We start from the raw sequence: 21706 nt of genomic DNA, 5'->3' as shown, positions 1-21706 counted from the left end.
GAACAGGCGTCGCAGAACGCCGGTCCTAGGAGACATGCATGGCCACTCACTCCCGTCGGCAGACGCTGACGCAGGCGCGGCTGTTGTTCAACCAGCAGGGCGCGGTGCCCGGCGGCATGGTCGCCGAACCCATCCTGCGGTCCTGGCGCCGCTGCGCCGATCTGGGCTTCGACATGCGCGGCGTGCGCCGCGCCGAGCTCATGACGCAGGGCGAACTGCGCGAGGCCCAGCAGCGCAACGAGGCGCTGCGCCGCATGTCCGAACCGGCCATCGCTTATCTGCGCCGCCAGGCTGGCGGCAGCGGCAACCTGGTGATCCTGTCTGACGCCCAGGGCCTGGTCCTGGAGTCGGACGGCGACGCGGGGTTTGCGCATCGCGCCTCGCGCGTGGCGCTGATGCCCGGCGCGCCCTGGGACGAAGCCGCCGCGGGCACCAATGCCATCGGCACCGCGCTCGTGGAAGGCCGGCCCATCGCCGTGCACGGCGCCGAACACTATTTCGAACCCAACCGCATCCTGACCTGCGCGGCCGTCCCCATTACCGACAGCGAAGGCCGCACGCTGGGCGTGCTGGATTTGTCCAGCCAGGCCCGCGAGGTGCGCCCCGACGTGCTGGCGCTGGTGCGCCTGGCGGTGGACCGCATCGAACACCAGATGTTCGAAGACGCCTATGAACAATGCGCCGTGCTGCGCCTGCACGCGGATCATTCCGGACTGGGCCAGCCGGGCGAAGCGCTGCTCGCGTTCCAGGGCGACCTGCTGATCGGCGCGAACCGGCGCGCGCTGCAGGCGCTGGGTCTGGCCGCCACCGCGCTGGGCGTCTACCGCTACGCGGATGTCTTCGAGGGCGCCATTGAACGCTGCCCCGACCCGGCGGGCCGGGTGCACACACGCACGGGGGCGGTCTATCACGCGCGGCTGCGCTGGCCCCGCGGCCGGCCCCCGCAGCCGCCCTGCGCGCCGCCCGCCCGGCCGACCGGCGCCCTTTCAAACACGCCCGCCGCCAGCTTCGATGCCGCCACGCTGGGCGCGCTGGCGCGCGCGGTGCATCTGGCGGATGCGGGCGTATCGATCCTGCTGCAAGGCGAAACGGGCGTGGGCAAGGAAGTCTTTGCGCGGCAGATCCATGCGCGAGGCAAGCGCGCGGCCGGCCCCTTCGTGGCGGTGAATTGCGCCGCCCTGCCGGAAAGCCTGATCGAATCGGAATTGTTCGGCTACGAAGAAGGCGCCTTCACCGGCGCGCGCCGCCAGGGCAGCAAGGGGCTGCTGCGCCAGGCGCATGGCGGCGTGCTGTTCCTGGACGAAATCGGCGACATGCCGCTGCTGCTGCAATCGCGCCTGCTGCGCGTGCTGCAGACGCGCGAGGTCTCGCCGCTGGGCGCGGCGCGGCCCGTGCCGGTGGACTTCGCGCTGGTGTGCGCGACGCACCGGCCGCTCGCCCATGAAGGTCCGGATGCGCCGGTGCGGCCGGACCTGTACTTCCGGATCGCCGAATACACCGTCACCCTGGAACCCCTGCGCGCGCGGGCGGACCGGCTGGAGCTGCTGCGCAGCCTGTGGGCCGCGCAAGGCGCGGGGCCGGCGCTGCCGCCCGCCATCGAAGCCCTGCTGGCCGCGTATTCGTGGCCCGGCAACTATCGGCAACTGGTGTCGGTGCTGCGCACCCTGCATGTGCTGGCCGGACCGGCGGGCCGGGTGGACGCGGACATGCTGCCCGCGGAATTACGGACTGTGGCAAGCGCGGCGGCGCCATTGGGCGGCGCGCCCGATCTGCACGCCATGACCGACGCTGCGATTCGCGACGCACTGGATGCGCACGGCGGCAGCGTCAGCCGCGCGGCGCGCGCGCTGGGTGTGCACCGCAGCACCGTCTACCGGCGGGCGGCGGCGCTGGGATTGACGCGGCCGCGCTGACCTCGGCGCGGCCGGGCATCAACCTGTCACCCCATCAACCCGTCACCCCATCAACCCGTCACCCCATCAATCGCGCCAGCTCCGCGCCCGGATCCTTGGCGCGCATGAATGCCTCGCCCACCAGGAACGCGTCGACCTTGTTCTCGCGCATCAGCTTCACGTCTTCCGGCTTGAGAATGCCGCTTTCGGTCACGACGCGCTTGCCCGCAGGAATGCGGGGCAGCAGGTCCAGCGTGGTCTGCAGGCTGGTCTCGAAGGTGCGCAGATTGCGGTTGTTGATGCCCAGCAGCGGCGTCTTGAGGGTGAGCGCGACGTCCAGTTCCTCGGCGTCGTGCACTTCGACCAGCACGTCCATGCCCAGTTCGATCGCCAGCGTTTCGTAGTCGCGCAATTGCGCGGGCGTGAGCGCGGCCACGATCAGCAGCACGCAGTCCGCGCCCATCGCGCGCGCGGCGATGATCTGGTAGGGATCGATCACGAAGTCCTTGCGCAGCACCGGCAGCGAGCAGGCGGCGCGGGCCTGGCGCAGATGGTCGTGCGAGCCCTGGAAGAACTGCACGTCGGTCAGCACCGACAGGCAGGCCGCGCCGTGGACGGCGTAGGTGGCCGCGATCTCGGCGGGGGCGAAGCCCTCGCGGATGACGCCCTTGGAGGGCGACGCCTTCTTGATTTCAGCGATGACGCCGGGCCTGCCCTGCGAGATCTTGTCTTCGATGGCCTGGGCAAAGCCGCGCACGTCCTGGCGCGCCTGCGCTTCGCGCAGGACTTCGGCTTCGCTGCGCATCTGGCGGGCGGCGGCGACTTCCTCGGCCTTGACGGCGAGGATCTTCGCAAGAATATCGTTCATTTCTGGAATGTCCGGGTGTAGGCGCAGAATTCTTCCAGCTTGGCTCGTGCCGCGCCGGTGGAAATTAGTTCAAATGCTAGCGCCAAGGCTTCGGGAATGGAATCGGCTTTGTTGCCGGCATAGATGGCGAGCCCGGCGTTCAGGGCGACGATGTCGCGGGCCGCGCCCTCGACATTTTCCAGCGCCTCTATGACAAGCTCGCGCGACTGCTCGCGATTGGACACCTTGATGCTCCGGTTGGACATCATGGATAGCCCGTAGTCCTCGGGATGGATCTCGTATTCGCGGACCACGCCGTCCTTGAGCTCGCCCACCATCGTGGCGCCGCCCAGCGAGGCCTCGTCCATGCCGTCCTTGCCGTGCACGACCAGCACGTGGCGCGAGCCCAGGCGTTCCAGCACGCGCACCTGGATGCCGACGAGGTCGGGGTGGAACACACCCATCAACTGATTGGCGGCGCCGGCCGGGTTGGTCAGCGGACCGAGGATGTTGAAGATCGTGCGTACGGCCAGCTCCTTACGGATGGCCGCCACGTTCTTCATGGCGCCGTGGTGGGCGGGCGCGAACATGAAGCCGATGCCGGTCTGCTGGATGCACTCGGTCACCTGTTCCGGCGTCAGCACCAGGTTGGCGCCCAGCGCCTCCAGCACGTCGGCGCTGCCGCTGGACGAGGAGGCGCTGCGGTTGCCGTGCTTGGCGATCGGCACGCCGGCCGCGGCGGCCACGAACATGGCGGTCGTCGAGATGTTGAACGTGTGGCTGCCGTCGCCGCCCGTGCCGCACATGTCCAGCAACTCGCTCGGGTTGGGCGTGACCACGGGCGTGGCGAATTCGCGCATGACCTGGGCCGCGGCGGTGATCTCGCCGATGGTCTCTTTCTTGACGCGCAGGCCCATCAGCAGCGCGCTGGCGATCTGCGGCGACATCTCGCCGCGCATCAGCATGCGCATCAGGTGCAGCATTTCGTCGTGGAAAATTTCGCGGTGTTCGATGCAGCGCGTCAGCGCTTCGGTGGGGGAAATCGTCACGATGCGTCCTTCTTAGGCGAGGTTCAGGAAATTGCGCAGCAGGGCGTGGCCGTGCTCGCTCAGTACGGATTCGGGGTGGAACTGTACCCCGTACAGCGGCAGGGTCTTGTGCCGCACGCCCATGATGTCGCCGTCGGGCGCCGTCGCGGTGACGGCCAGGCAGTCCGGCAGGGTGGCCGGGTCGATCGTCAACGAGTTGTAGCGGATGACAGTGTACGGCGTGGGCAGGCCCTGGAACAGGTCGGTGCCCGTGTGCGAGAGCTGGATGGTCTTGCCGTGCATGATGGTCTGCGCGCGCACGATGTCGCCGCCGAAGGCCGCGCCGATGGCCTGGTGGCCCAGGCAGACGCCCAGGATGGGCTTCTTGCCGGCATAGGCCTGGATCAGCGGCACCGAGATGCCCGCCTCGGCCGGCGAGCACGGGCCGGGCGACACGCAGATCTGGTCGGGATTGAGCGCGTCGATTTCCTCCAGCGTGATCTGGTCGTTGCGCGCCACGCGCACGTCCACGCCCAGTTCGCCGAAGTACTGCACCAGGTTGTAGGTAAAGGAATCGTAGTTGTCGATCATCAACAGCATTTTTTTCTCCTCGGGGCCGTCCTGCGGCCCGGGCGGTAAGCGGGGGGCGGTTGCCGCCAGTCTCAGATGGGTTCGTCCAGGCCGTGCTGCACCTGCTCGGCGGCGCGCAGCACGGCGCGGGCCTTGGCTTCGGTCTCGGCCCATTCGGCTTCGGGGTTCGAGTCGGCCACGATGCCGGCGGCCGCCTGCACGTACAGCGTGCCGTCCTTGATGACGCCGGTGCGGATGGCGATGGCCACGTCCATCTCGCCGCCGTAGCTCAGGTAGCCGGCCGCGCCGCCGTAGATGCCGCGGCGCACGGGCTCCAGTTCGTCGATGATCTTCATGGCCTCGACCTTGGGCGCGCCCGTCAGCGTGCCGGCGGGGAACGACGCGCGCAGCACGTCCATGCTGCTCATGCCGGGGTTCAGCGTGCCCGTGACGTTGGACACCAGGTGCATCACGTGCGAATAGCGTTCGATGACCATGGTGTCGCTGACCTTCACCGAGCCCACCTGCGCGACCCGCCCGACGTCGTTGCGCGCCAGGTCGATCAGCATGACGTGTTCGGCGATCTCCTTGGGATCGGCCTTCAGCTCGGCGGCCAGCGCTGCGTCTTCCTCGGGCGTGCCGCCGCGTTTGCGGGTGCCGGCCAGCGGGCGGATGGTGATCTGCGACTTCGGCTCGCCGTTTTCGACGGTGCGCTCCTGGCGCACCAGGATTTCGGGCGACGCGCCCACGACCTGGAAGTCGCCGAAGTTCCAGAAGTACATATAGGGGGAGGGATTGAGCGACCGCAGGGCGCGGTAGAGGGAGAGGGGGGAGTCGCGGAAGGGCTTGGCGATGACCTGGCCGATCTGCACCTGCATCAGGTCGCCGGCGGCGATGTGTTCCTTGGCGCGCAGGACGGCCGCCAGGTAGTCCTCTTTCTTGAAGTCGCGCCGTTCCTCGGTCTGCATGCTGGCGTGGCTGTACGGAATTTCCACGGGGCGTCGCAGGCGCGTGCGCAGGTCGGTCAGGCGCTGCTGCGCGCGGCTGTAGGCCTCGGGCTGGCCCGGGTCCGCGTACACCATCAGGTAGATGCGGCCGGCCAGGTTGTCGACGATGACCAGTTCGTCCACGTGCATCAGCATCAGGTCGGGCGTGCCGCCTTCCATGCCGGCCGGAAACGGCTTGACGGCGGGGCCCAGGCAGGGCTCGATGTGGCGCACCGTGTCATAGCCGAAATAACCGGCCAGCCCGCCGCAGAAGCGCGGCATGCCGGGACGCAGGGCGACCTTGAAGCGGCTCTGGTATTGCTCGATGAAGGCCAGCGGATCGCCGTCATGCGTTTCGACGATCTTGCCGTCGTGCAGCACTTCGGTGCGCGTGCCGCTGGCGCGGATCACCGTGCGGGCGGGCAGGCCGATGAAGGAGTAGCGGCCGAAGCGCTCGCCGCCCACCACCGATTCCATCAGGCAGGTCATGCGGCCGGCCAGCGGGCCCGAATGCGCCAGTTTCAGGTAGATGCCGAGCGGGGTGTCCAGGTCGGCATAGGTTTCGGCCACCAGGGGGATGCGGTTGTAGCCTTGTGCCGCAAGGGCCTTGAATTCGATTTCGGTCATGTCGGGTCTCGTAAGCGGTGTCTGCTTTCGGACCGGGCACGCAACAAAAAACCCGGTCCAGTTAACTGGTTCCGGGTTTGGCTCTGTTTACACAGAATCGGCGCTAGGCGGCAAGGTTGCGTCTAGGGCCGGGAAGGGAATCATCGCCACCCGGAAGACAAACGCCACCAACGCCACGAGGCGCCGAGCATTTGGTTCTGGATGGAAACGTTCATTGATGGGTATTCGCTAGATTTGCGGTATTCGTTTTTTGCGCCGTTCAGTCCCGGGTTTTCAGGCGGGTACGGGTTTTTCAGGCCGGTACTTTTGCCGCGTTCTGGTTTTGATTCCAGAGCGCAACCCACTGGGCGGCGTCAACAAGCGTGTCAACTATACCATCGACATCCAGCTCGCGCACGTCACGTCCTTCGTTGTAGCCGTAGGGCACCACCAGCACCTGCGTGCCGGCGCTGCGGCCGGCCTGCGCGTCGTTGATGGAATCGCCGATGGTCACGGCCTCGCCCACGGCCACGCCCAGCAGGTCGCAGGCATGGTGGACCTGGTCGGGATCGGGCTTGCGGCGCTCGCAGGTGTCGCCGCAGACCACGGCCTCGAAAAAGCCCGCCAGGCCGGTGCGCTGCAGCAGCGGCAGGGTGAACTCCGTGGGCTTGTTGGTGACCACCGCCAGCTTCAGCCCCAGGTCGCGCATGCGCTTCAGGCCGTCGATGACGCCGGGATAGACCTGCGCGCGTTCGCCGTTGACCAGGTGGTAATGGCGGTAGAAGGCTTCGCGGGCCCGCGCGAATTCCTCGGGCGACGGGTCGGCGGCGTCCAGCGACCCGGCCAGGCTGCGGCGCACCAGGTTGTCCACCCCCTTGCCCACGAACGTGGCCACCACGTCTTCGCGCAGCGAGATCATGCCCAGCTCGACGCGCATGGCGTTGGCGGCAAAGGCCAGGTCGGGAATGGAGTCGAGCAGGGTGCCGTCAAGGTCCAGCAGCGCGGCGCGAAAAGCGGTCATGTCGATTCCTTGGGCTTAGACGGCGGTGGTTTCGCCGATGGCGATCTGCTCGCGCATGGCCTTGATGATGCCGGCGTAGTCCGGCTTGCCGAAGATGGCGGAACCTGCCACGAAGGTGTCCGCCCCGGCGGCGCGGATCTCGGCGATGTTGTCGATCTTGACGCCGCCGTCCACCTGCAGAACGATCTCCTGACCGCCGGCCTGCATCCAGGCGTCGATGCGGGCGCGCGCCTCGCGCAGCTTGGTGAGCGCGGCGGGGATGAAGCTCTGGCCGCCGAAGCCCGGGTTCACCGACATGATGAGGACCAGGTCGATCTTGTCCATCACGTAGTCCATGTAGGACAGCGGGGTGGCCGGGTTGAACACCAGGCCGGCCTTGCAGCCGTTTTCGCGGATGAGGGACAGCGTGCGGTCCACGTGCGCGCTCGCGTCGGGGTGAAAGCTGATGTAGTCGGCGCCGGCCTTGGCGAACTGCGGCACCAGCGCATCCACGGGCTCGACCATCAGGTGCACGTCGATCGGCACCTGCACGTGGGGGCGTATCGCCGCGCACACCATCGGGCCGATGGTCAGGTTGGGGACATAGTGGTTGTCCATCACGTCCACGTGAATCCAGTCGGCGCCGGCGGCGACGACATTGCGGACTTCCTCGCCCAGCCGGGCGAAGTCAGCCGACAGGATGCTGGGAGTAATGCGGGTGGAGGCCGTTTGCTTGGACATGATGTTCGGGGTCGGGAAGGGCATAATGTGCCATTATTGCAGTTTGAGGCGGGGTATCGGGAACGTCCCGGTGTGACGCGCCAGAATTCTTCGTCTTTTCAAGCGTCGGCGCCGGCATCCGGCCGCCTGCGTGCAGCCACACAGGGAAGGACTGTGAAACCTTACGACCTGAGCGTCTCTGTCTCTCCGCGCTTCGTGCCAGAACAGTCCAACCCAGGCGAACAGCAATTCGTGTTCGCCTACACCGTCCGCATCACCAATACCGGCGAACATCCCGCCCAGGTGATCAGCCGCCACTGGATCATCACCGACGGCAACCAGCGCGTGCAGGAAGTGCGCGGCCTGGGCATCGTGGGACAGCAGCCCCTGCTGGCCCCGGGCGAGACCTTCGAATACACCAGCGGCTGTCCCCTGCCCACGCCGGTGGGCACGATGCGCGGCATCTATCACTGCGTCGGCGAGAACGGCATCCCGTTCGAAGTTCCGATCTCCGAATTCGTCCTGGCCATGCCGCGCACGCTGCACTGAGCCTGTGAGTATGCGCCAGGCCGTCCGTTGCACGTTTTTCCTTCTGCGTTTTTCCCCCTGCTCATGAAGCGCATTCTTAGCCTGTCCGTGCTGTCGGTCCTGCTGGCGGCATGTTCCACCCCTTCGGATATTCCCCCTGATGCCGGCCTGCCGGGTACGCCCGGCGTGCGCGCCCCGGCGGCCGACGGCCCGCTCGTGGTGCCCTCGCTGTCCGCGCTGCCCGACTCCGCGCCGCGCGCGCTGGCCGGCAAGCTCAAGCCCGCCAACTGGTCCGAACTGCCCGGCTGGAGCGCCGACGACCTGTCGCAGTTCTGGCCCCTTTTCCTGCGCAACTGCAAGGGCCTGATGCGGCCGACCAGCGGCAACCTGGCGGCCCCCGCGCGGGCCACGCCGCGCGCCTGGCAACCGGTGTGCGCCGCGGCCATCGATCCGGCCCGTGCGCCGGCCGCCGGCGACAGCGAAGGCGTGCGCCGCTTCCTGCAGACCTACCTGCAGCCCTGGCGCCTGAACGGGGCCGACGGCAAGCCCGCAACCAATACGGTGACGGGTTACTACGAGCCGCTGGTGCGGGGTTCGCGCCGGCAGGGCGGCGTCTACCAATGGCCGCTGTACGCGGTGCCCGCCGACCTCCTGACGATCGACCTGGGCTCGGTCTACCCCGATCTGGCGGGCAAGCGCGTGCGCGGCAAGCTGGACGGCAAGCGGGTCGTGCCCTACGACACGCGCGCCGCCATCGAATCCTCGTCGGGCCGCCGTCCGCCCGTCGTGGTGTGGGTGGACGACCCCGTGGACAACTTCTTCCTGCAGGTGCAGGGCTCGGGGCGCGTGCTGCTCACCGACGGCCCCGATGCCGGCAAGACCATCCGCGTCGCGTATGCCGACCACAACGGCCAGCCCTACGTGTCCATCGGACGCTGGCTGATCGACCGCGGCGAGCTCACCGCCGACCAGGCGTCCATGCAGAACATCCGCGCCTGGGCGCAGCGCAATCCCAAGCGCGTGCCTGAAATGCTCAATGCCAACCCGGCCGTGGTGTTCTTCCGTGAAGAAGCCGTCATCGACCCCGAACAGGGGCCCAAGGGCGCCTACGCCATTCCGCTGGCGCCGCGGCGCTCGGTGGCGGTGGACGCGACCTTCGTGCCGCTGGGCACGCCGCTGTTCCTGTCCACCACCTATCCGGCCTCCGACCGGCCCCTGCAGCGCCTGGTTTTCGCCCAGGACACGGGCACGGCCATCCGGGGCGCGGCGCGCGCCGACTTCTACTGGGGTTACGGCGAAGAAGCCGGCCAGCAGGCCGGCCGCATGAAGCAACGCGGCCAGATGTGGCTGCTGTGGCCCAAACAGGCCGGGGAGCCTTCAGCAAGATGAGCCATCAGATCGTCGTTTGCGGGGCCGGCATCGTCGGCCTGTCCACCGCGCTGGCGCTGGCCCGCCGCGGCCAGCGCGTGGCCGTGCTGGCGCCGCGCGCCGCCGTGCCGCCTGCCGACCCCGACCGCTATCACCCGCGCGTCTACGCCATCTCGCCCGCCAGCCAGCGTTTCCTGGCCGAGCTGGGCGTGTGGGACGCCATGCCCGCGTCCCGCCTCATGCCCGTGCAGGCCATGGAAATCCACGGCGACGCCGATGGCCAGGTGAACCTGAACGCCTGGCAGGCGGCGCTGCCGCAACTGGCCTGGATCGTCGAGTCCGGCGAGATCGAGCGTGTGTTGATCCAGGCCGTGCGCATGTTCGGCATCGCCTGGCTGGAAGACCGCTGCACGGGCTACCGGGACGGCGCGGTCGACACCGACAGCGGCGCGCGCATCCAGGCCGAGCTCTTCGTGGGCGCCGACGGCGCCGCCTCGCCGCTGCGCGCCGCCGCGGGCCTGAAGCACGAAGCCGAATCCTACGGCGACACCGGCCTGGTGGTGCACCTGGACGCGGAACTGCCGCACCACGGCACCGCGTTCCAATGGTTCCGCGACGACGGCGTGCTGGCCCTGCTGCCGCTGCCCGACACCGCGGACGGCCCGCAGGTCTCCATGGTCTGGTCCATGCGCAGCGAGCTCGCCCAGCCCTTGCTGGACCTGCCGCCGGACGCCCAGGCCGCGCGGCTGGAGGCCCTGCTCGCCGAGGCCGCCGAAGGCCGGCTGGGCCGGCTGAAGGTCCGCAGCAAGCTGCATGGGTTCCCCCTTACGCTGGAACGCGCCCAGATGGTGGCGCCCGGCATCGCGCTTGCCGGCGACGCGGCGCATCGCCTGCACCCGCTGGCGGGGCAGGGCCTGAACCTCGGCCTGGGCGACGTCGAGGCGCTGGCCCGCATCGTCGCGGGGCGCGAGCCGTTCCGCCAGGCGGGCGACCTGCGCGTGCTGCACCGCTACCAGCGCGCGCGGGCCGAGCCGGTCCTCGCCATGCGGCTGGCCACGGACGGCCTGCACAAGCTGTTCGCCTCCAGGGCGACTCCGCTGGTCTGGCTGCGCAACGCCGGCATGCATTGGGTCGACCGGGCGCCGCTGGTCAAGCGCCGCCTGATTGCCGGGGCGTCCGCCAACTGAACCTGCAGGCCGGCGGAACCCGCGCCGGCGCGCGGACGTCTGATAGCTATCGGACCCTGGCCTTGCGCCGGGGCCGCGCCTGCTGGATCGGTTACGCTGTCCGGCTGAGCACACGACAGACACGTACAGGAGCACCGATGAAATTCCGCATTTCCCCCACCCTGGCGGCTTGTTTCCTGGCGGCGGGCATCGGCCTGTCCGCTTCCGCCCAGGCCCAGGACGGCAAGTCCGTCTCGACGCAGTCCGTGGGACAGCCGGCCAAGGGCGAGAAAAGCGTCTCCACCACCGAGCTCGACCCGCAGTCGGCTGCCGTGAAAGAACGCTTCCAGCAGCGCTTTTCCGGCATGAACGTCACCACCGTGCGCCGCACGCCGTATGGCCTCTTCGAAGTGCAGCTCGGCATGGACCTGATCTACACCGACGAGGGCGTCACGTGGGTCATGGAAGGTCCGCTGATCGACGCCATGACGCGCCGCGACGTCACCCGCGAATCCCAGGAAAAGCTCAGCGCCGTCACGTTCGACCAGTTGCCGCTGGATCTGGCGATCAAGCAGGTCAAGGGCGACGGCTCGCGCAAGGTCGCGATCTTCGAAGACCCCAATTGCGGCTATTGCAAACAGTTGCGCAAGACGCTCGAAAGCGTGGACAACCTCACCGTCTATACCTTCCTCTATCCCATCCTGTCGCCCGATTCCAAGGTCAAGGTGCGCAACGTGTGGTGCGCCAAGGACCAGGGCAAGACCTGGGACGACTGGATGCTGCGCGGCAAGACGCCGCCCGCCGCCGATTGCGAGGTGCCCGAAGACAAGCTGCTGGCGCTGGGCCAGCAACTGATGGTGCGCGGCACCCCGACGCTGTTCTTTGCCGACGGTTCGCGCATCAGCGGCGCGCTGCCGCTGGACCAGCTCAAGGCCCGTTTGAACTGACCGGCGCACGTTGCGCCGGCCCGGGTGGGGTGGCGCAACACGCGCCACCCCACCCGGAGACCAGACTTGAAAATCGCAATACTCGACGATTACCATGACGTAGCCCGGCGCTATGCGGATTGGACCTCTCTGGGCGGTAACGCCGAGGTCCAGATCTTCAACAACTTCATTCCCGACGATCAGGTCGAGACCACGCTTGAATCCTTCGACGTGATCGTCGCCATGCGCGAGCGCACGCCGTTCCCCGCGTCGCGCATCCGCGCCTTGCCCAAGCTGCGCCTGCTGGTCACCACCGGCATGCGCAACAACGCGATCGACATGCAGGCCTGCGCCGAGCAAGGCATCGTCGTATCCGGCGCGCCGGGCAGCGCCGATGCCAACACCGCCACGGCCGAGCTGGCCTGGGCGCATATCCTGGGCCTCTTCAAGCATCTGCCCGCCGAAGACGCGGCCATGCGCCGCGGCATGTGGCAGACGGGCATGCCCGAACCGCTGGCGGGCAAGCGCCTGGGCGTGGTCGGCCTGGGCAAGCTGGGCGCGGCCGTGGCCAAGGTGGGCCTGGCCTTCGGCATGGACGTGGTGGCCTGGAGCCCCAACCTGACCGACGAGCGCGCGCAGGCCGCCGGCGTCGCCCGCGTGGACAAGCACGAACTCTTCTCCACGTCCGACGTCGTGAGCCTGCACCTGATCCTGTCCGACCGCAGCCGCCACGTCGTGGACGCCACCGCCCTGGCCGCGATGAAACCCACCGCCTACCTCGTCAACACCTCGCGCGCCGGCCTGGTCGACCAGGAAGCCCTGATGGACGCCCTGGTGAAATTCCGCATCGCCGGCGCCGGCCTGGACGTCTTTCCCGAAGAACCGCTGTCTCCCACCGACTCCGTTCGCGACCTGGACAACGTCATCCTGACCCCGCACCTGGGCTACGTCAGCCGCGAGAACTTCGAGGCGTTCTACCAGAACTGCCTGGAAGCCGTGAAGGCGTGGGCGGCGGGCAAGCCGATCCGGGTGCTGAACGCGGCGTAGACGGCCGCTGACTGCTCGCCTGTCTTCGACCCGTGCTCAGACAACGCTTATAGACTTATTTGCGCGGCGCTATACAGTCCTGCTGGTGACGGGGGAGGGACGGCGATGAGAAGGCGGTCGGCACGGTTGCTGTGGTTGGTTTACGGCATGCTCGTGGCGTTGATGGCGCGCGCTCATGCCGACCCCATGCCTGCGCGGGTCTTGACGCAGATGCAGTTGTCAAAGCCGGAAATCGTCTCCGCATGGCTCCGGCAGCATCCCGCAGGCGTGGAAGAAAGGGAGGCCGCCCTCTCTTACCAAGCGGGTCTGGAGCAAAAGGGCAGGAAGGACTGGTCCGGCGCCGCGAAATCCTTCGGCGAGAGCGCCATTCGGCATCCAAGTCCCCAAGTCCTGGCAGAGTACGTAACCGCGAACCTTCACATGTTGGGCGAGATCCGGACCAGAAACGGGGCTACCTCGCTCGGACTTGATGGGGATATGGACTTCGCGCTGCGGCACTACCTGTCCGTCATGGCCGCGGACGAGGTGCTGGGCACCTTGTCCGAGCGTGAAAAAGGCCAGGTCAAGGCAAACATTGCCTGCCTGGCCGATTATCTGAAGTCGCGTCAGGCGCCTGGCGTCTGCCTGCCCTTCGAATACTACGGAATCAGGCCCTAGGTCATCGTGGAAACGCGCGGGCAGGCGCCCGCGCATCACGCTGCGGATACGGCGCCATCACCCGCGCGAAAACACCACCTTCTTCTCCACAATCCCGCCCGGCTCCGCCGCTTGCGGCGTATCCCCGCAGGCCTCGTCCGCATCCTCGTCGGGATCGACCGCGTCGAACGCCGTGTCGCCATTGGCGTCCGGCAATCCCGTGGGCTTGAGGCCCACGAAATCGAACAGGTCGCGGTCCATCAGGTGCGAGGGCACTACGCGCGACAGCGCGTTGAACACGTTCCAGGAACGGCCCGGGTGCTGCTTGTCCCATTCCTTGATCATGCGGCCCACTTCCTTGCGCTTCAGGTTCTCTTGCGAACCGCAGAGGTTGCACGGAATGATGGGGAATTGCTTGAGTTCCGAGTAGGCGATCAGGTCGGTCTCGGGGATATACGCCAGCGGGCGGATCACGGTGTGGCGGCCGTCGTCGGACACCAGCTTGGGCGGCATGCCCTTGGCCTTGCCGCCGTAGAACAGGTTCAGGAAGAACGTGGCCAGGATGTCGTCGCGGTGGTGGCCCAGCGCGATCTTGGTGGCGCCCAGTTCGGATGCGACGCGGTACAGGATGCCCCGGCGCAGCCGCGAACAGAGCGAGCACATGGTCTTGCCCTCTTCCAGCACGCGCGTGACGATGGAGTACGTGTCCTGCGTCTCGATGTGGAACGGCACGCCCAGTTCTTTCAGGTACTGCGGCAGGATGTGGTCGGGAAAGCCAGGCTGCTTCTGGTCCAGGTTGACCGCGATCAGCTCGAACTTGAACGGCGCGCGCTTCTGGAGCTGGAGCAGAATGTCCAGCATGGAATACGAGTCCTTGCCGCCCGACAGGCAGACCATCACGCGGTCGCCGTCTTCGATCATGTTGTAGTCGGACAGGGCGCGCGTGGTCTCGCGCGCCAGGCGCTTGGTCAGCTTGTTGGCTTCAAAGCGCGCCTTTTCGTCGGCGGGCGTGCGGAACTGCACGCCGGGGGGAGCGATATCGTTCATGGTCAGCGGGTGATCTGGATTTCCACGCCCACCGCGGCGCAGTCGGAGAAGGCCATGGGCTTGCTGATGCGCAGGCGCAGCGCGCGGATTTCCTGGAAATCCGCGAGCAGGCGCGCCGCGACCTGTTCGGACAGGGTTTCGATCAGGTTGACGTGCGCCTGCGTGCATTCTTCGACGATGGCCTCGCGCAGGCGGCGATAGTCCAGCACGCTGTGGATGTCGTGGTCGTCGACCGAGCGCTGGATGTCCACGTCGAAGTCGGCGTCGACATGCAGGGGCTGGGTGGCGCGGCGCTCGTGCTCGAGGATGCCGATGCGGGCGTCGAGCGCAAGCCCGGAAAGAATGATGCGGCGAGTGGGCATGATGAAAACCTGGGTGGAATAGCCGGAATTGTAAGGCGGCGGCGGGACAGGGGGGCGCGCTGGCTACAATCCGGCCATGTCCGGGCGCCCGCGAGGCGCCGGCGCTGTCAATAAGGGGTGAAATGCAACAGATGCACGATTCGGTCATTGTAGGCGGCGGCCCGGCCGGCGCCTCCTGCGCCCTGTGGCTGGCCCGGCTGGGTCTGTCCCCGCTGCTGGTCGAGGCCAGCGCCCGCCTGGGCGGCCTGGGCAATGACAATCCGTTCGCCGATGACTGGATCGCGGTCTTGCCCGGCGTGACGGGCCAGCAGGTCGCGGCCAACATCGACACCAGCGTGCGCGCCGCCAACGTGCCCATCCGCCTGGAAACCCGCGTCACCGGCGTGCGGCCCTGCAAGGGCGGCATCGAGGCCACGCTGGCGGGTCCGGCCGGGCAAATCAGCCTGGCCCGCGCCCGCACCCTGGTCATCGCCTCGGGCGTGCGCGCGAAAGGCCTGCCCGACCATCCCGCCGGCTCGTCCTGGCCCGGCGTGCTGATCGGCCCGGGCTCGCCCATCGTGGCGCAGGACTATTCGGACCTGTCCGTGGCCGTGCTGGGCGGGGGCGACAACGCCTTCGAAAACTACGTCTACGTGCGCAACCGGGGCGCGCGCACCGTCCATCTTTACGCCCGCAGCGTCCGGGCCCAGCAGCAATGGGTCACGCGCGCGGGCGTCGAAGGCGTGCACATCGGCCCCTACAAGGTGGACCCGGCTGCCCGCAGCGTGGACGGAAGGCAATACGACCTGATCCTGGTCTTTTACGGCTGGGAACCGCAGGCCGCGTTCGCCGACGACCTGCGGCTGGCGCGCGACGAGCGCGGCTACATCCGCACCGACTTCGCCACCGCCGAGACCAGCGTGCCGGACATCTACGCGATCGGCGAGGTCGCGCACCGCATGCACCCCTGCGTGGTCACGTCCATGGCGGACGGGGTGGTGGCGGCCAAGGCCATCCAGCGGCGCTGGGAGCGCGCGGGCGCCTAGGGTTTGCGCTGATCTTCAGCCCACGCGAAGCCACACCTCCGGATTCCAGAATAGGCATTTGCCGGCGCCGCGGCCACACTCATGCGCATTAGTTGACCAATCAATGGTCACGCAGGGAGACAAGCATGATGTGTGCGCATCGCTGGCTGGCAGCCGGCGCGGTGGCGATCGCCATGGCGAATCCGGCCCAGGCGGCCTGGCCTGAACGGCCCATCACCCTCATCATCCCGGCCGCGCCCGGCGGCACCACCGACATCTCGGCGCGGCTCATCGCCGACAAGCTGTCCGCCAAGCTGGGCCAGCAGGTCATCGTGGAGAACCGGGCGGGCGCCGCGGGCATCATCGGCGCGCAGGCGCTGGCGCGCGCCAAACCCGACGGCTACACGCTGCTGATGGGCAACATCGGCCCCAACGCCATCAACTACGCGCTGTACAAGACGCTGCCCTACAAGCCCGCCGACTTCGCGCCGGTGACGCTGGTGATCTCGGTGCCCAACGTGCTCGTCGTGAACGCGGCCTCGCCGTCGCGCAGCGTGCCAGAGCTGCTGGCGCAGATCCGGCAGGATCCCTCCAAGGTGTCGTTCGGCAGCTCCGGCGCCGGCCAGTCGCCGCACCTGTCCGCCGAAATGTTCAAGCAGCGCGCCGGCATTCCCGGCACCCACGTGGCCTACAAGGGCGCCGGGCCCGCCGTCGCCGCGCTGCTGGGCCAGCAATTCACCTTCATGATCGACAACCTGCCCAGCTCCATGCCCCACATCCAGTCCGGCAAGCTGCGCGCGCTGGCCGTCACCAGCGCCCAGCGCCTGGCGGAACTGCCTGACGTGCCGACCATGGCCGAAGCCGGCGTGAAAGACATGGTCGTCACCGCCTGGTTCGGACTGGTCGCGCCCGCCGGCACGCCGCCCGGCGTCATCGACACGCTCTACGCCGCCACGCGCGACGTCGTGCGTAGTCCCGAAATCAGCGAACGCTTCAGGGCCATGGGCGGCCAGGCCGGCGGCAACACGCCCGCGGAGTTCGCGGCCTTCATCGACCAGGAGCGCGGCCGCTGGAAAAGCATCGTGGACGCCGCGGGCCTCGTGCAGGAGCAATAAGTGATCGACAAGATAGAGGAATCCATGGCGCAGGCGGTGGCGGTCATCCCGGACGGCGCCTCGGTCCTGGTGGGCGGCTTCGGCGAAGCGGGCGTGCCCTATGAATTGCTGCAATGCCTGGCCGATCTGGGCCGGCGCGACCTCACCATCATCTCCAACAACGCCGGCACGTTTGAACGCGGCATCGCCGCGCTGCTGATACGCAAGCAGGTCAAAAAAATCATCTGCTCGCACCCGCGCCCGCCCAACTCCGAGGCCTTCGCGCGCGCCTACCGGGCCGGCGAGGTCGAGCTGGAATGCGTGCCGCAAGGCACCCTGGCCGAGCGGCTGCGCGCCGCGGGCGCCGGACTCGGTCCGTTCTACACGCCCACGGGCTACGGCACGGAACTGGCGCAAGGCCGCCGACAGGAAGTCATCGACGGCGTCGGCTACGTGCTGGAGCAGCCCCTGCGCGGCGACTACGCCCTCATCCGCGCGCACCTGGGCGACCGCTGGGGCAACCTGATGTACCGCCATGCCGCGCGCAACTTCAATCCCGTGATGTGCATGGCCGCCCGGCACGCCATCGCGCAGGTCGACGAAATCGTGCCGCTGGGTTCCCTCGTGCCGGAACAGATCATGACGCAGGGCATCTTCGTGAAATCCGTCGTGCGCGTGGAGGCCTGACATGCAGGACATCATCGGATTGACCCGTCAACAGATCGCGCAACTGCTGGCCAGCGACATCCCCGACGGCGCCATCGTCAACCTGGGGATCGGCATGCCCACGCTCGTCGGCGACTACCTGCCGCCGGACCGCGAGATCCTCCTGCACAGCGAAAACGGCATCCTGGGCATGGGCCCCGCCGCCGCCGGCGAGCAGACGGACCCCGACCTCATCAACGCCAGCCGCCAGCCCATCACCTTGCTGCAAGGCGCCTCCATCACCGAACACACCATCTCGTTCGCCATGATGCGCGGCGGCCACCTCGACTACGCCGTGCTCGGCGCCTTCCAGGTGTCGGAGCGGGGCGACCTGGCCAACTGGAAAACCGACGCCGCCGACGCCATCCCCGCCGTGGGCGGCGCCATGGACCTGGCCGTGGGCGCCAAGCAGGTGCTCGTCACCATGGAGCACCGCGGCCGCGACGGCACGCCCAAGCTGCTCAGGCAATGCACCTATCCGCTGACCGGCCGGGGCGTCGTGTCGCGCGTCTACACCGACCTTGCCGTCATCGACGTCACGCCCACGGGCCTGCAGGTGCATGCCATGAAGGCAGGCGTCAGCGAAGACTTCCTGCGCTCGGTCACCGGCGCCCCGCTTCGCTTTCCGGCCGCACCGCGCACCATCGTGGTCGATGAGGCGGGGGTGCCGCGATACGAATCCGGGGGCGGCGATGGCTGATGCCGGGCTCCGAATGCGGTGATACAGGACGCTGGCGATTCCCGCCGCGGCCGAAAACTTGCGCCCGGTCCCGGGCAAAGGAGTCTCCATGATCCGATCGATCCTGGCCGCCGTATCGGCAAGCCTGCTGTGCCTGGGGGCAGCGCACGCCGCGCCAGCCTATCCCGACAAGCCGATCACGCTGCTGATTCCCTATCCGCCGGGCGGCAGCGCCGACATGCTCGCGCGCCCGCTGGGCGCCGAACTCCAGAAGAAGTGGGGCCAGCCGGTCGTCCTGGAGTACAAGCCGGGCGCCGGCGGCGCCATCGCCTCGGCCCAGCTTGCGCGCGCCAAGCCCGACGGCTACACCGTGCTGATGGTGCTGGCTGCCCACGCCATCAACCCCAGCCTGTACCCCTCGCTGCCCTACGACACGCGCAAGGACTTCGCACCAGTCTCCCTGGTCGCCACCCTGCCCATGCTCGTCGCCGCGCCGTTGGCCACGCCCGCCGACACCATTCCCGAACTCATCGCCTACGGCAAAAGCCACCCCGGCAAGCTCAGCTTCGCCTCGGCCGGCAACGGCAACACCAGCCACCTGGCCGCGGAAATGTTCAAGCACCAGACCGGCGCAGACATGATGCACGTGCCCTACAAAGGCAGCGGCCCCGCCGTCGTCGCCCTGCTCGGCGGCGAAGTGTCGCTGATGTTCGACAGCATTTCGACGTCGCTCCCGCAAGTGCAGGCCGGCAAGCTCAAAGCCATCGCCGTCACCGGCGAACATCGCTCGCCCCTGCTGCCGAATGTTCCGACCGTGGCCGAGAGCGTGCCCGGCTTCGTCGTGAATGGCTGGTACGGGATACTGGCGCCCGCGGGCACCCCAAAGTCGGTCGTCGACGCCTTGAGCAAGGGAATCGCCCAGGCGGTGACCGCGCCGGCGGTGAAACAGCAGCTATCGGGATACGGGTACGAAGTGGTCGGATCCACGCCCGAGGAATTCGGCGCTCACATCGACCGCGAACTGGGCGCATGGAAGAAAGCGGTTGAAGTTTCCGGCGCCAAGGTGAATTGAGCCAGGACGCGCTGCCGAGGCGGCGAGTCTCAGACTCCGCCCCACAAAAACCCAGAACGCAGCCCACCCACACGCGAAGCGTCCCAGCAACGACGCAAGACCCCGCGTAAGCCCCCAAAGGCCGCCCGCGCGGCCGGCCTGGGGGCGGGCCCCGCAAGACGCTCCAACCCCTACTCAGCGCAGGCAAGAACCTAAAGAACCCCAGCCGCCCCAGCGCCCGCAAAGCTGAAACCACCCGAGCCCGGTGTGGCGTGGGCCTGGGGTGGGCGGGGCGTTTAGGTGCGCCCGGCGGAATCCGAAGGCAGCCGCCGGAGGCGGCAACGAGGATGAGCGCGGGGCAGTCCGGAGCGAAGGCTCCGGACCGCAACCGGAGCCCCGCTCACCCCAGGCCCACGCCGCGCCGGGCGTCGCAAGAACGCAAGAACGCAAAAACGCAAGAACGCAAGAACGCATTCCGCAGCCAGCCTAAAGCCCTAAAACATCACTGCCGCTGATAAACCTCACTCCCTTTCCGCACAAACTCCACCGACTTCTCCTGCATCCCTTTCTGCAACGCCTCTTTCTCGCTGACCCCCTGGGCCGCCGCGTAATCCCGCACATCCTGCGTGATCTTCATGCTGCAGAAATGCGGCCCGCACATCGAGCAGAAGTGCGCCACCTTCATCGAGTCCTTCGGCAGGGTCTCGTCGTGGAACTCCTTGGCGGTGTCCGGATCCAGCCCCAGGTTGAACTGGTCATCCCAGCGGAACTCGAAGCGCGCCTTCGACAACGCGTTGTCGCGGATCGCCGCGCCCGGGTGTCCCTTGGCCAGGTCGGCCGCATGCGCCGCGATCTTGTACGTGATGATGCCGTCCTTCACGTCCTTCTTGTTCGGCAGGCCCAGATGTTCCTTCGGCGTCACATAGCAGAGCATCGCCGTGCCATACCAGCCGATCAACGCCGCGCCAATGCCCGAGGTGATGTGGTCGTAGCCCGGCGCGATGTCCGTCGTCAGCGGCCCCAGCGTGTAGAACGGCGCCTCGTGGCAATGCTCCAGCTGCAGATCCATGTTCTCCTTGATCATCTGCATCGGCACATGGCCCGGGCCTTCGATCATCACCTGCACATCGTGCTTCCAGGCCACCTGCGTCAGTTCGCCCAGCGTCTTCAGCTCGGCGAATTGCGCCTCGTCATTCGCGTCATAGCCCGAGCCCGGACGCAGCCCGTCGCCCAGCGAAAAGCTCACGTCGTACGCCTTCATGATCTCGCAGATCTCTTCAAAGCGTTCATACAGGAAGCTCTCCTTGTGGTGCGCCAGACACCACTTCGCCATGATCGAGCCGCCGCGCGAGACAATGCCGGTCATGCGGTCCGCGGTCATCGGGATGAACGGCAGCCGCACACCCGCGTGGATCGTGAAATAGTCCACGCCTTGCTCGGCCTGCTCGATCAGCGTGTCGCGGAAAATCTCCCAGGTCAGATCCTCCGCCTTGCCGTCCACCTTCTCCAGCGCCTGATAGATCGGCACCGTGCCGATCGGCACTGGCGAATTGCGGATGATCCATTCGCGCGTCTCGTGGATATGCTTGCCGGTGGACAAGTCCATCACCGTGTCGCCGCCCCAGCGGATGGCCCACGTCATCTTCTCCACTTCCTCGCCAATGCCCGAGCTGACCGCGGAATTGCCGATGTTCGCGTTGATCTTCACCAGGAAATTGCGGCCGATCGCCATCGGCTCCACTTCCGGGTGATTGATGTTGGCCGGGATGATCGCGCGGCCGCGCGCAATCTCGGCGCGCACGAATTCCGGCGTGATGGCGGCGGGAATGGATGCGCCGAACGATTGGCCCGGATGCTGGCGCAGCAGGCGCTTGACCATCTTCTCGCCGTCGGGGCCGCTGTCGCGCAGCGTCTGCAGATAGTGTTCGCGGCGCAGGCTTTCGCGGATCGCCACGAATTCCATTTCCGGCGTGATGATGCCGCGTCGCGCATAGTGCATCTGCGACACGTTCGCGCCCGACTTCGCGCGGCGCGGGGGGCGCTGCAGGTCAAAGCGCATCGCCGTCAGCTTCGGATCGGTCAGGCGCGACTTGCCGTAGTCGCTGGTCGGGCCCGCCAGCACCTCCGTGTCGCCGCGTTCCTCGATCCAGGCGCGGCGCAATGCCGGCAGGCCGCGGCGGATGTCGATCTTGACCTCGGGGTCCGTATAGGGACCGCTACAGTCGTACACCGTCAACGGCGGATTCTTCTCTCCGCCGAACATCGTCGGCGTGTCGTCCTGCTCGATCTCGCGGAAAGGCACGCGGATGTCGGGGCGCGAGCCCACTTCATACACGCGGCGGGATTTGGGCAGCGGCGCGACGGCCGCCGCGTCGACTTCGGCGGTGGCGGCCAGGAATTTGGGATTGGCGTTCATGGAAAGCTCCAAGCGAGTGGTTGGAGCC

At 67.7% G+C, this 21706-nt stretch carries 21 protein-coding genes; 12 read left to right on the top strand and 9 right to left on the bottom strand.

All coding sequences use genetic code 11. The features are described 5' to 3' along the window. The first annotated feature begins 38 nt into the window (after positions 1–38). Entirely contained in the window at positions 39–1913 is a 1875-nt protein-coding gene (locus tag BXA00_RS07420) for a sigma-54-dependent Fis family transcriptional regulator (protein WP_076517552.1), read from the top strand. 58 nt (positions 1914–1971) lie between these two features. Here BXA00_RS07420 and trpC read toward each other — a convergent pair whose 3' ends face one another. The 6 genes from trpC to rpe all read right to left on the bottom strand — a co-directional run bounded on the left by trpC (position 1972) and on the right by rpe (position 7694). Further along, positions 1972–2760, bottom strand: coding sequence for an indole-3-glycerol phosphate synthase TrpC (trpC, locus tag BXA00_RS07415; RefSeq protein WP_076517550.1), 789 nt, complete (start codon positions 2758–2760; stop codon positions 1972–1974). Then, positions 2757–3788 (bottom strand): anthranilate phosphoribosyltransferase, encoded by a 1032-nt coding sequence (gene trpD / locus BXA00_RS07410; RefSeq protein ID WP_076517548.1) that lies wholly within the window; start codon positions 3786–3788, stop codon positions 2757–2759. Before trpD ends, trpC begins: the two co-directional genes overlap by 4 nt. A 12-nt stretch (positions 3789–3800) precedes the next feature. Beyond that, a complete protein-coding gene (locus BXA00_RS07405) occupies positions 3801–4367 on the bottom strand; it encodes an aminodeoxychorismate/anthranilate synthase component II (RefSeq protein WP_076517547.1) in 567 nt (188 codons plus the stop codon). Positions 4368–4429: 62 nt separating this feature from the next. Beyond that, on the bottom strand, positions 4430–5950 hold the full coding sequence (trpE, locus tag BXA00_RS07400; RefSeq protein ID WP_076517545.1) for an anthranilate synthase component I: 1521 nt from the start codon (positions 5948–5950) through the stop codon (positions 4430–4432). A gap of 292 nt (positions 5951–6242) precedes the next feature. Then, complete coding sequence (locus tag BXA00_RS07395) at positions 6243–6950, bottom strand: phosphoglycolate phosphatase (protein ID WP_076517542.1); 708 nt, start codon at positions 6948–6950, stop codon at positions 6243–6245. A 15-nt stretch (positions 6951–6965) separates the two neighbouring features. After that, positions 6966–7694, bottom strand: coding sequence for a ribulose-phosphate 3-epimerase (gene rpe, locus BXA00_RS07390; RefSeq protein WP_076517540.1), 729 nt, complete (start codon positions 7692–7694; stop codon positions 6966–6968). Between the two features lie 129 nt (positions 7695–7823). On the opposite strand from rpe, the gene apaG reads away from it, so the two are divergent. The 6 genes from apaG (at position 7824) to BXA00_RS07360 (ending at position 13341) form a co-directional block, all read left to right on the top strand. Continuing rightward, entirely contained in the window at positions 7824–8198 is a 375-nt protein-coding gene (gene apaG, locus BXA00_RS07385; protein WP_076517538.1) for a Co2+/Mg2+ efflux protein ApaG, read from the top strand. Positions 8199–8261: 63 nt separating this feature from the next. Continuing rightward, positions 8262–9566 (top strand): murein transglycosylase A, encoded by a 1305-nt coding sequence (locus BXA00_RS07380; protein ID WP_076517536.1) that lies wholly within the window; start codon positions 8262–8264, stop codon positions 9564–9566. Next, positions 9563–10732 carry a UbiH/UbiF family hydroxylase gene (locus BXA00_RS07375; RefSeq protein WP_076517534.1) on the top strand — a complete coding sequence of 390 codons (1170 nt, stop codon included), beginning with the start codon at positions 9563–9565 and terminating at the stop codon, positions 10730–10732. The genes BXA00_RS07380 and BXA00_RS07375 overlap by 4 nt, the downstream gene beginning before the upstream one ends. A 137-nt stretch (positions 10733–10869) precedes the next feature. Further along, the gene (locus BXA00_RS07370) at positions 10870–11658 is read left to right on the top strand and encodes a DsbC family protein (RefSeq protein WP_076517532.1); all 789 of its coding nucleotides are present in this window, start codon (positions 10870–10872) and stop codon (positions 11656–11658) included. 66 nt (positions 11659–11724) lie between these two features. Beyond that, positions 11725–12684, top strand: a complete 960-nt coding sequence (locus BXA00_RS07365) for a D-2-hydroxyacid dehydrogenase family protein (protein ID WP_076517530.1) — start codon at positions 11725–11727, stop codon at positions 12682–12684. A 147-nt stretch (positions 12685–12831) separates the two neighbouring features. Next, the gene (locus BXA00_RS07360) at positions 12832–13341 is read left to right on the top strand and encodes a hypothetical protein (protein ID WP_156902766.1); all 510 of its coding nucleotides are present in this window, start codon (positions 12832–12834) and stop codon (positions 13339–13341) included. A gap of 57 nt (positions 13342–13398) precedes the next feature. Here the strand turns inward: BXA00_RS07360 and ttcA are convergent, their stop codons facing one another. Then, on the bottom strand, positions 13399–14367 hold the full coding sequence (ttcA, locus tag BXA00_RS07355) for a tRNA 2-thiocytidine(32) synthetase TtcA (RefSeq protein ID WP_076517526.1): 969 nt from the start codon (positions 14365–14367) through the stop codon (positions 13399–13401). Between the two features lie 2 nt (positions 14368–14369). Continuing rightward, positions 14370–14729, bottom strand: coding sequence for a dihydroneopterin aldolase (gene folB / locus BXA00_RS07350; protein WP_008164827.1), 360 nt, complete (start codon positions 14727–14729; stop codon positions 14370–14372). Between the two features lie 122 nt (positions 14730–14851). On the opposite strand from folB, the gene BXA00_RS07345 reads away from it, so the two are divergent. From BXA00_RS07345 to BXA00_RS07325, 5 genes are all read left to right on the top strand, one after another. Further along, a complete protein-coding gene (locus BXA00_RS07345) occupies positions 14852–15754 on the top strand; it encodes an NAD(P)/FAD-dependent oxidoreductase (protein WP_076517524.1) in 903 nt (300 codons plus the stop codon). Between the two features lie 125 nt (positions 15755–15879). Further along, positions 15880–16848, top strand: a complete 969-nt coding sequence (locus BXA00_RS07340; RefSeq protein WP_076517522.1) for a tripartite tricarboxylate transporter substrate binding protein — start codon at positions 15880–15882, stop codon at positions 16846–16848. Further along, positions 16849–17514 (top strand): 3-oxoacid CoA-transferase subunit A, encoded by a 666-nt coding sequence (locus BXA00_RS07335; protein WP_076517520.1) that lies wholly within the window; start codon positions 16849–16851, stop codon positions 17512–17514. Between the two features lies 1 nt (position 17515). Then, a complete protein-coding gene (locus BXA00_RS07330) occupies positions 17516–18232 on the top strand; it encodes a 3-oxoacid CoA-transferase subunit B (RefSeq protein ID WP_076517518.1) in 717 nt (238 codons plus the stop codon). Between the two features lie 88 nt (positions 18233–18320). After that, positions 18321–19283, top strand: coding sequence for a tripartite tricarboxylate transporter substrate binding protein (locus BXA00_RS07325; protein ID WP_076517516.1), 963 nt, complete (start codon positions 18321–18323; stop codon positions 19281–19283). A gap of 481 nt (positions 19284–19764) precedes the next feature. On the opposite strand, the gene thiC is transcribed toward BXA00_RS07325, so the two are convergent. After that, positions 19765–21678 carry a phosphomethylpyrimidine synthase ThiC gene (gene thiC / locus BXA00_RS07320; protein ID WP_076517514.1) on the bottom strand — a complete coding sequence of 638 codons (1914 nt, stop codon included), beginning with the start codon at positions 21676–21678 and terminating at the stop codon, positions 19765–19767. Positions 21679–21706: the final 28 nt, after the last annotated feature.

It is taken from the genome of Achromobacter sp. MFA1 R4 (assembly GCF_900156745.1).
Classification (GTDB): domain Bacteria; phylum Pseudomonadota; class Gammaproteobacteria; order Burkholderiales; family Burkholderiaceae_B; genus Achromobacter.
The sequence above is the reverse complement of the archived record's forward strand: the minus strand, read 5'-3'. Positions and strand labels throughout refer to the sequence as shown.

Excerpts from the sequence above, each read along its gene's own strand:
- BXA00_RS07375 (WP_076517534.1), top strand. The coding sequence starts at position 9,563 with ATGAGCCATCAGATCGTCGTTTGCGGGGCCGGCATCGTCGGCCTGTCC.
- trpC (WP_076517550.1), bottom strand. The coding sequence starts at position 2,760 with ATGAACGATATTCTTGCGAAGATCCTCGCCGTCAAGGCCGAGGAAGTC.
- rpe (WP_076517540.1), bottom strand. The coding sequence starts at position 7,694 with ATGCCCTTCCCGACCCCGAACATCATGTCCAAGCAAACGGCCTCCACC.
- folB (WP_008164827.1), bottom strand. The coding sequence starts at position 14,729 with ATGCCCACTCGCCGCATCATTCTTTCCGGGCTTGCGCTCGACGCCCGC.
- BXA00_RS07405 (WP_076517547.1), bottom strand. The coding sequence starts at position 4,367 with ATGCTGTTGATGATCGACAACTACGATTCCTTTACCTACAACCTGGTG.
- BXA00_RS07330 (WP_076517518.1), top strand. The coding sequence starts at position 17,516 with ATGCAGGACATCATCGGATTGACCCGTCAACAGATCGCGCAACTGCTG.
- ttcA (WP_076517526.1), bottom strand. The coding sequence starts at position 14,367 with ATGAACGATATCGCTCCCCCCGGCGTGCAGTTCCGCACGCCCGCCGAC.
- trpE (WP_076517545.1), bottom strand. The coding sequence starts at position 5,950 with ATGACCGAAATCGAATTCAAGGCCCTTGCGGCACAAGGCTACAACCGC.
- BXA00_RS07360 (WP_156902766.1), top strand. The coding sequence starts at position 12,832 with ATGCTCGTGGCGTTGATGGCGCGCGCTCATGCCGACCCCATGCCTGCG.
- BXA00_RS07380 (WP_076517536.1), top strand. The coding sequence starts at position 8,262 with ATGAAGCGCATTCTTAGCCTGTCCGTGCTGTCGGTCCTGCTGGCGGCA.
- BXA00_RS07325 (WP_076517516.1), top strand. The coding sequence starts at position 18,321 with ATGATCCGATCGATCCTGGCCGCCGTATCGGCAAGCCTGCTGTGCCTG.
- BXA00_RS07370 (WP_076517532.1), top strand. The coding sequence starts at position 10,870 with ATGAAATTCCGCATTTCCCCCACCCTGGCGGCTTGTTTCCTGGCGGCG.
- BXA00_RS07345 (WP_076517524.1), top strand. The coding sequence starts at position 14,852 with ATGCAACAGATGCACGATTCGGTCATTGTAGGCGGCGGCCCGGCCGGC.
- BXA00_RS07395 (WP_076517542.1), bottom strand. The coding sequence starts at position 6,950 with ATGACCGCTTTTCGCGCCGCGCTGCTGGACCTTGACGGCACCCTGCTC.
- thiC (WP_076517514.1), bottom strand. The coding sequence starts at position 21,678 with ATGAACGCCAATCCCAAATTCCTGGCCGCCACCGCCGAAGTCGACGCG.
- BXA00_RS07340 (WP_076517522.1), top strand. The coding sequence starts at position 15,880 with ATGATGTGTGCGCATCGCTGGCTGGCAGCCGGCGCGGTGGCGATCGCC.
- BXA00_RS07420 (WP_076517552.1), top strand. The coding sequence starts at position 39 with ATGGCCACTCACTCCCGTCGGCAGACGCTGACGCAGGCGCGGCTGTTG.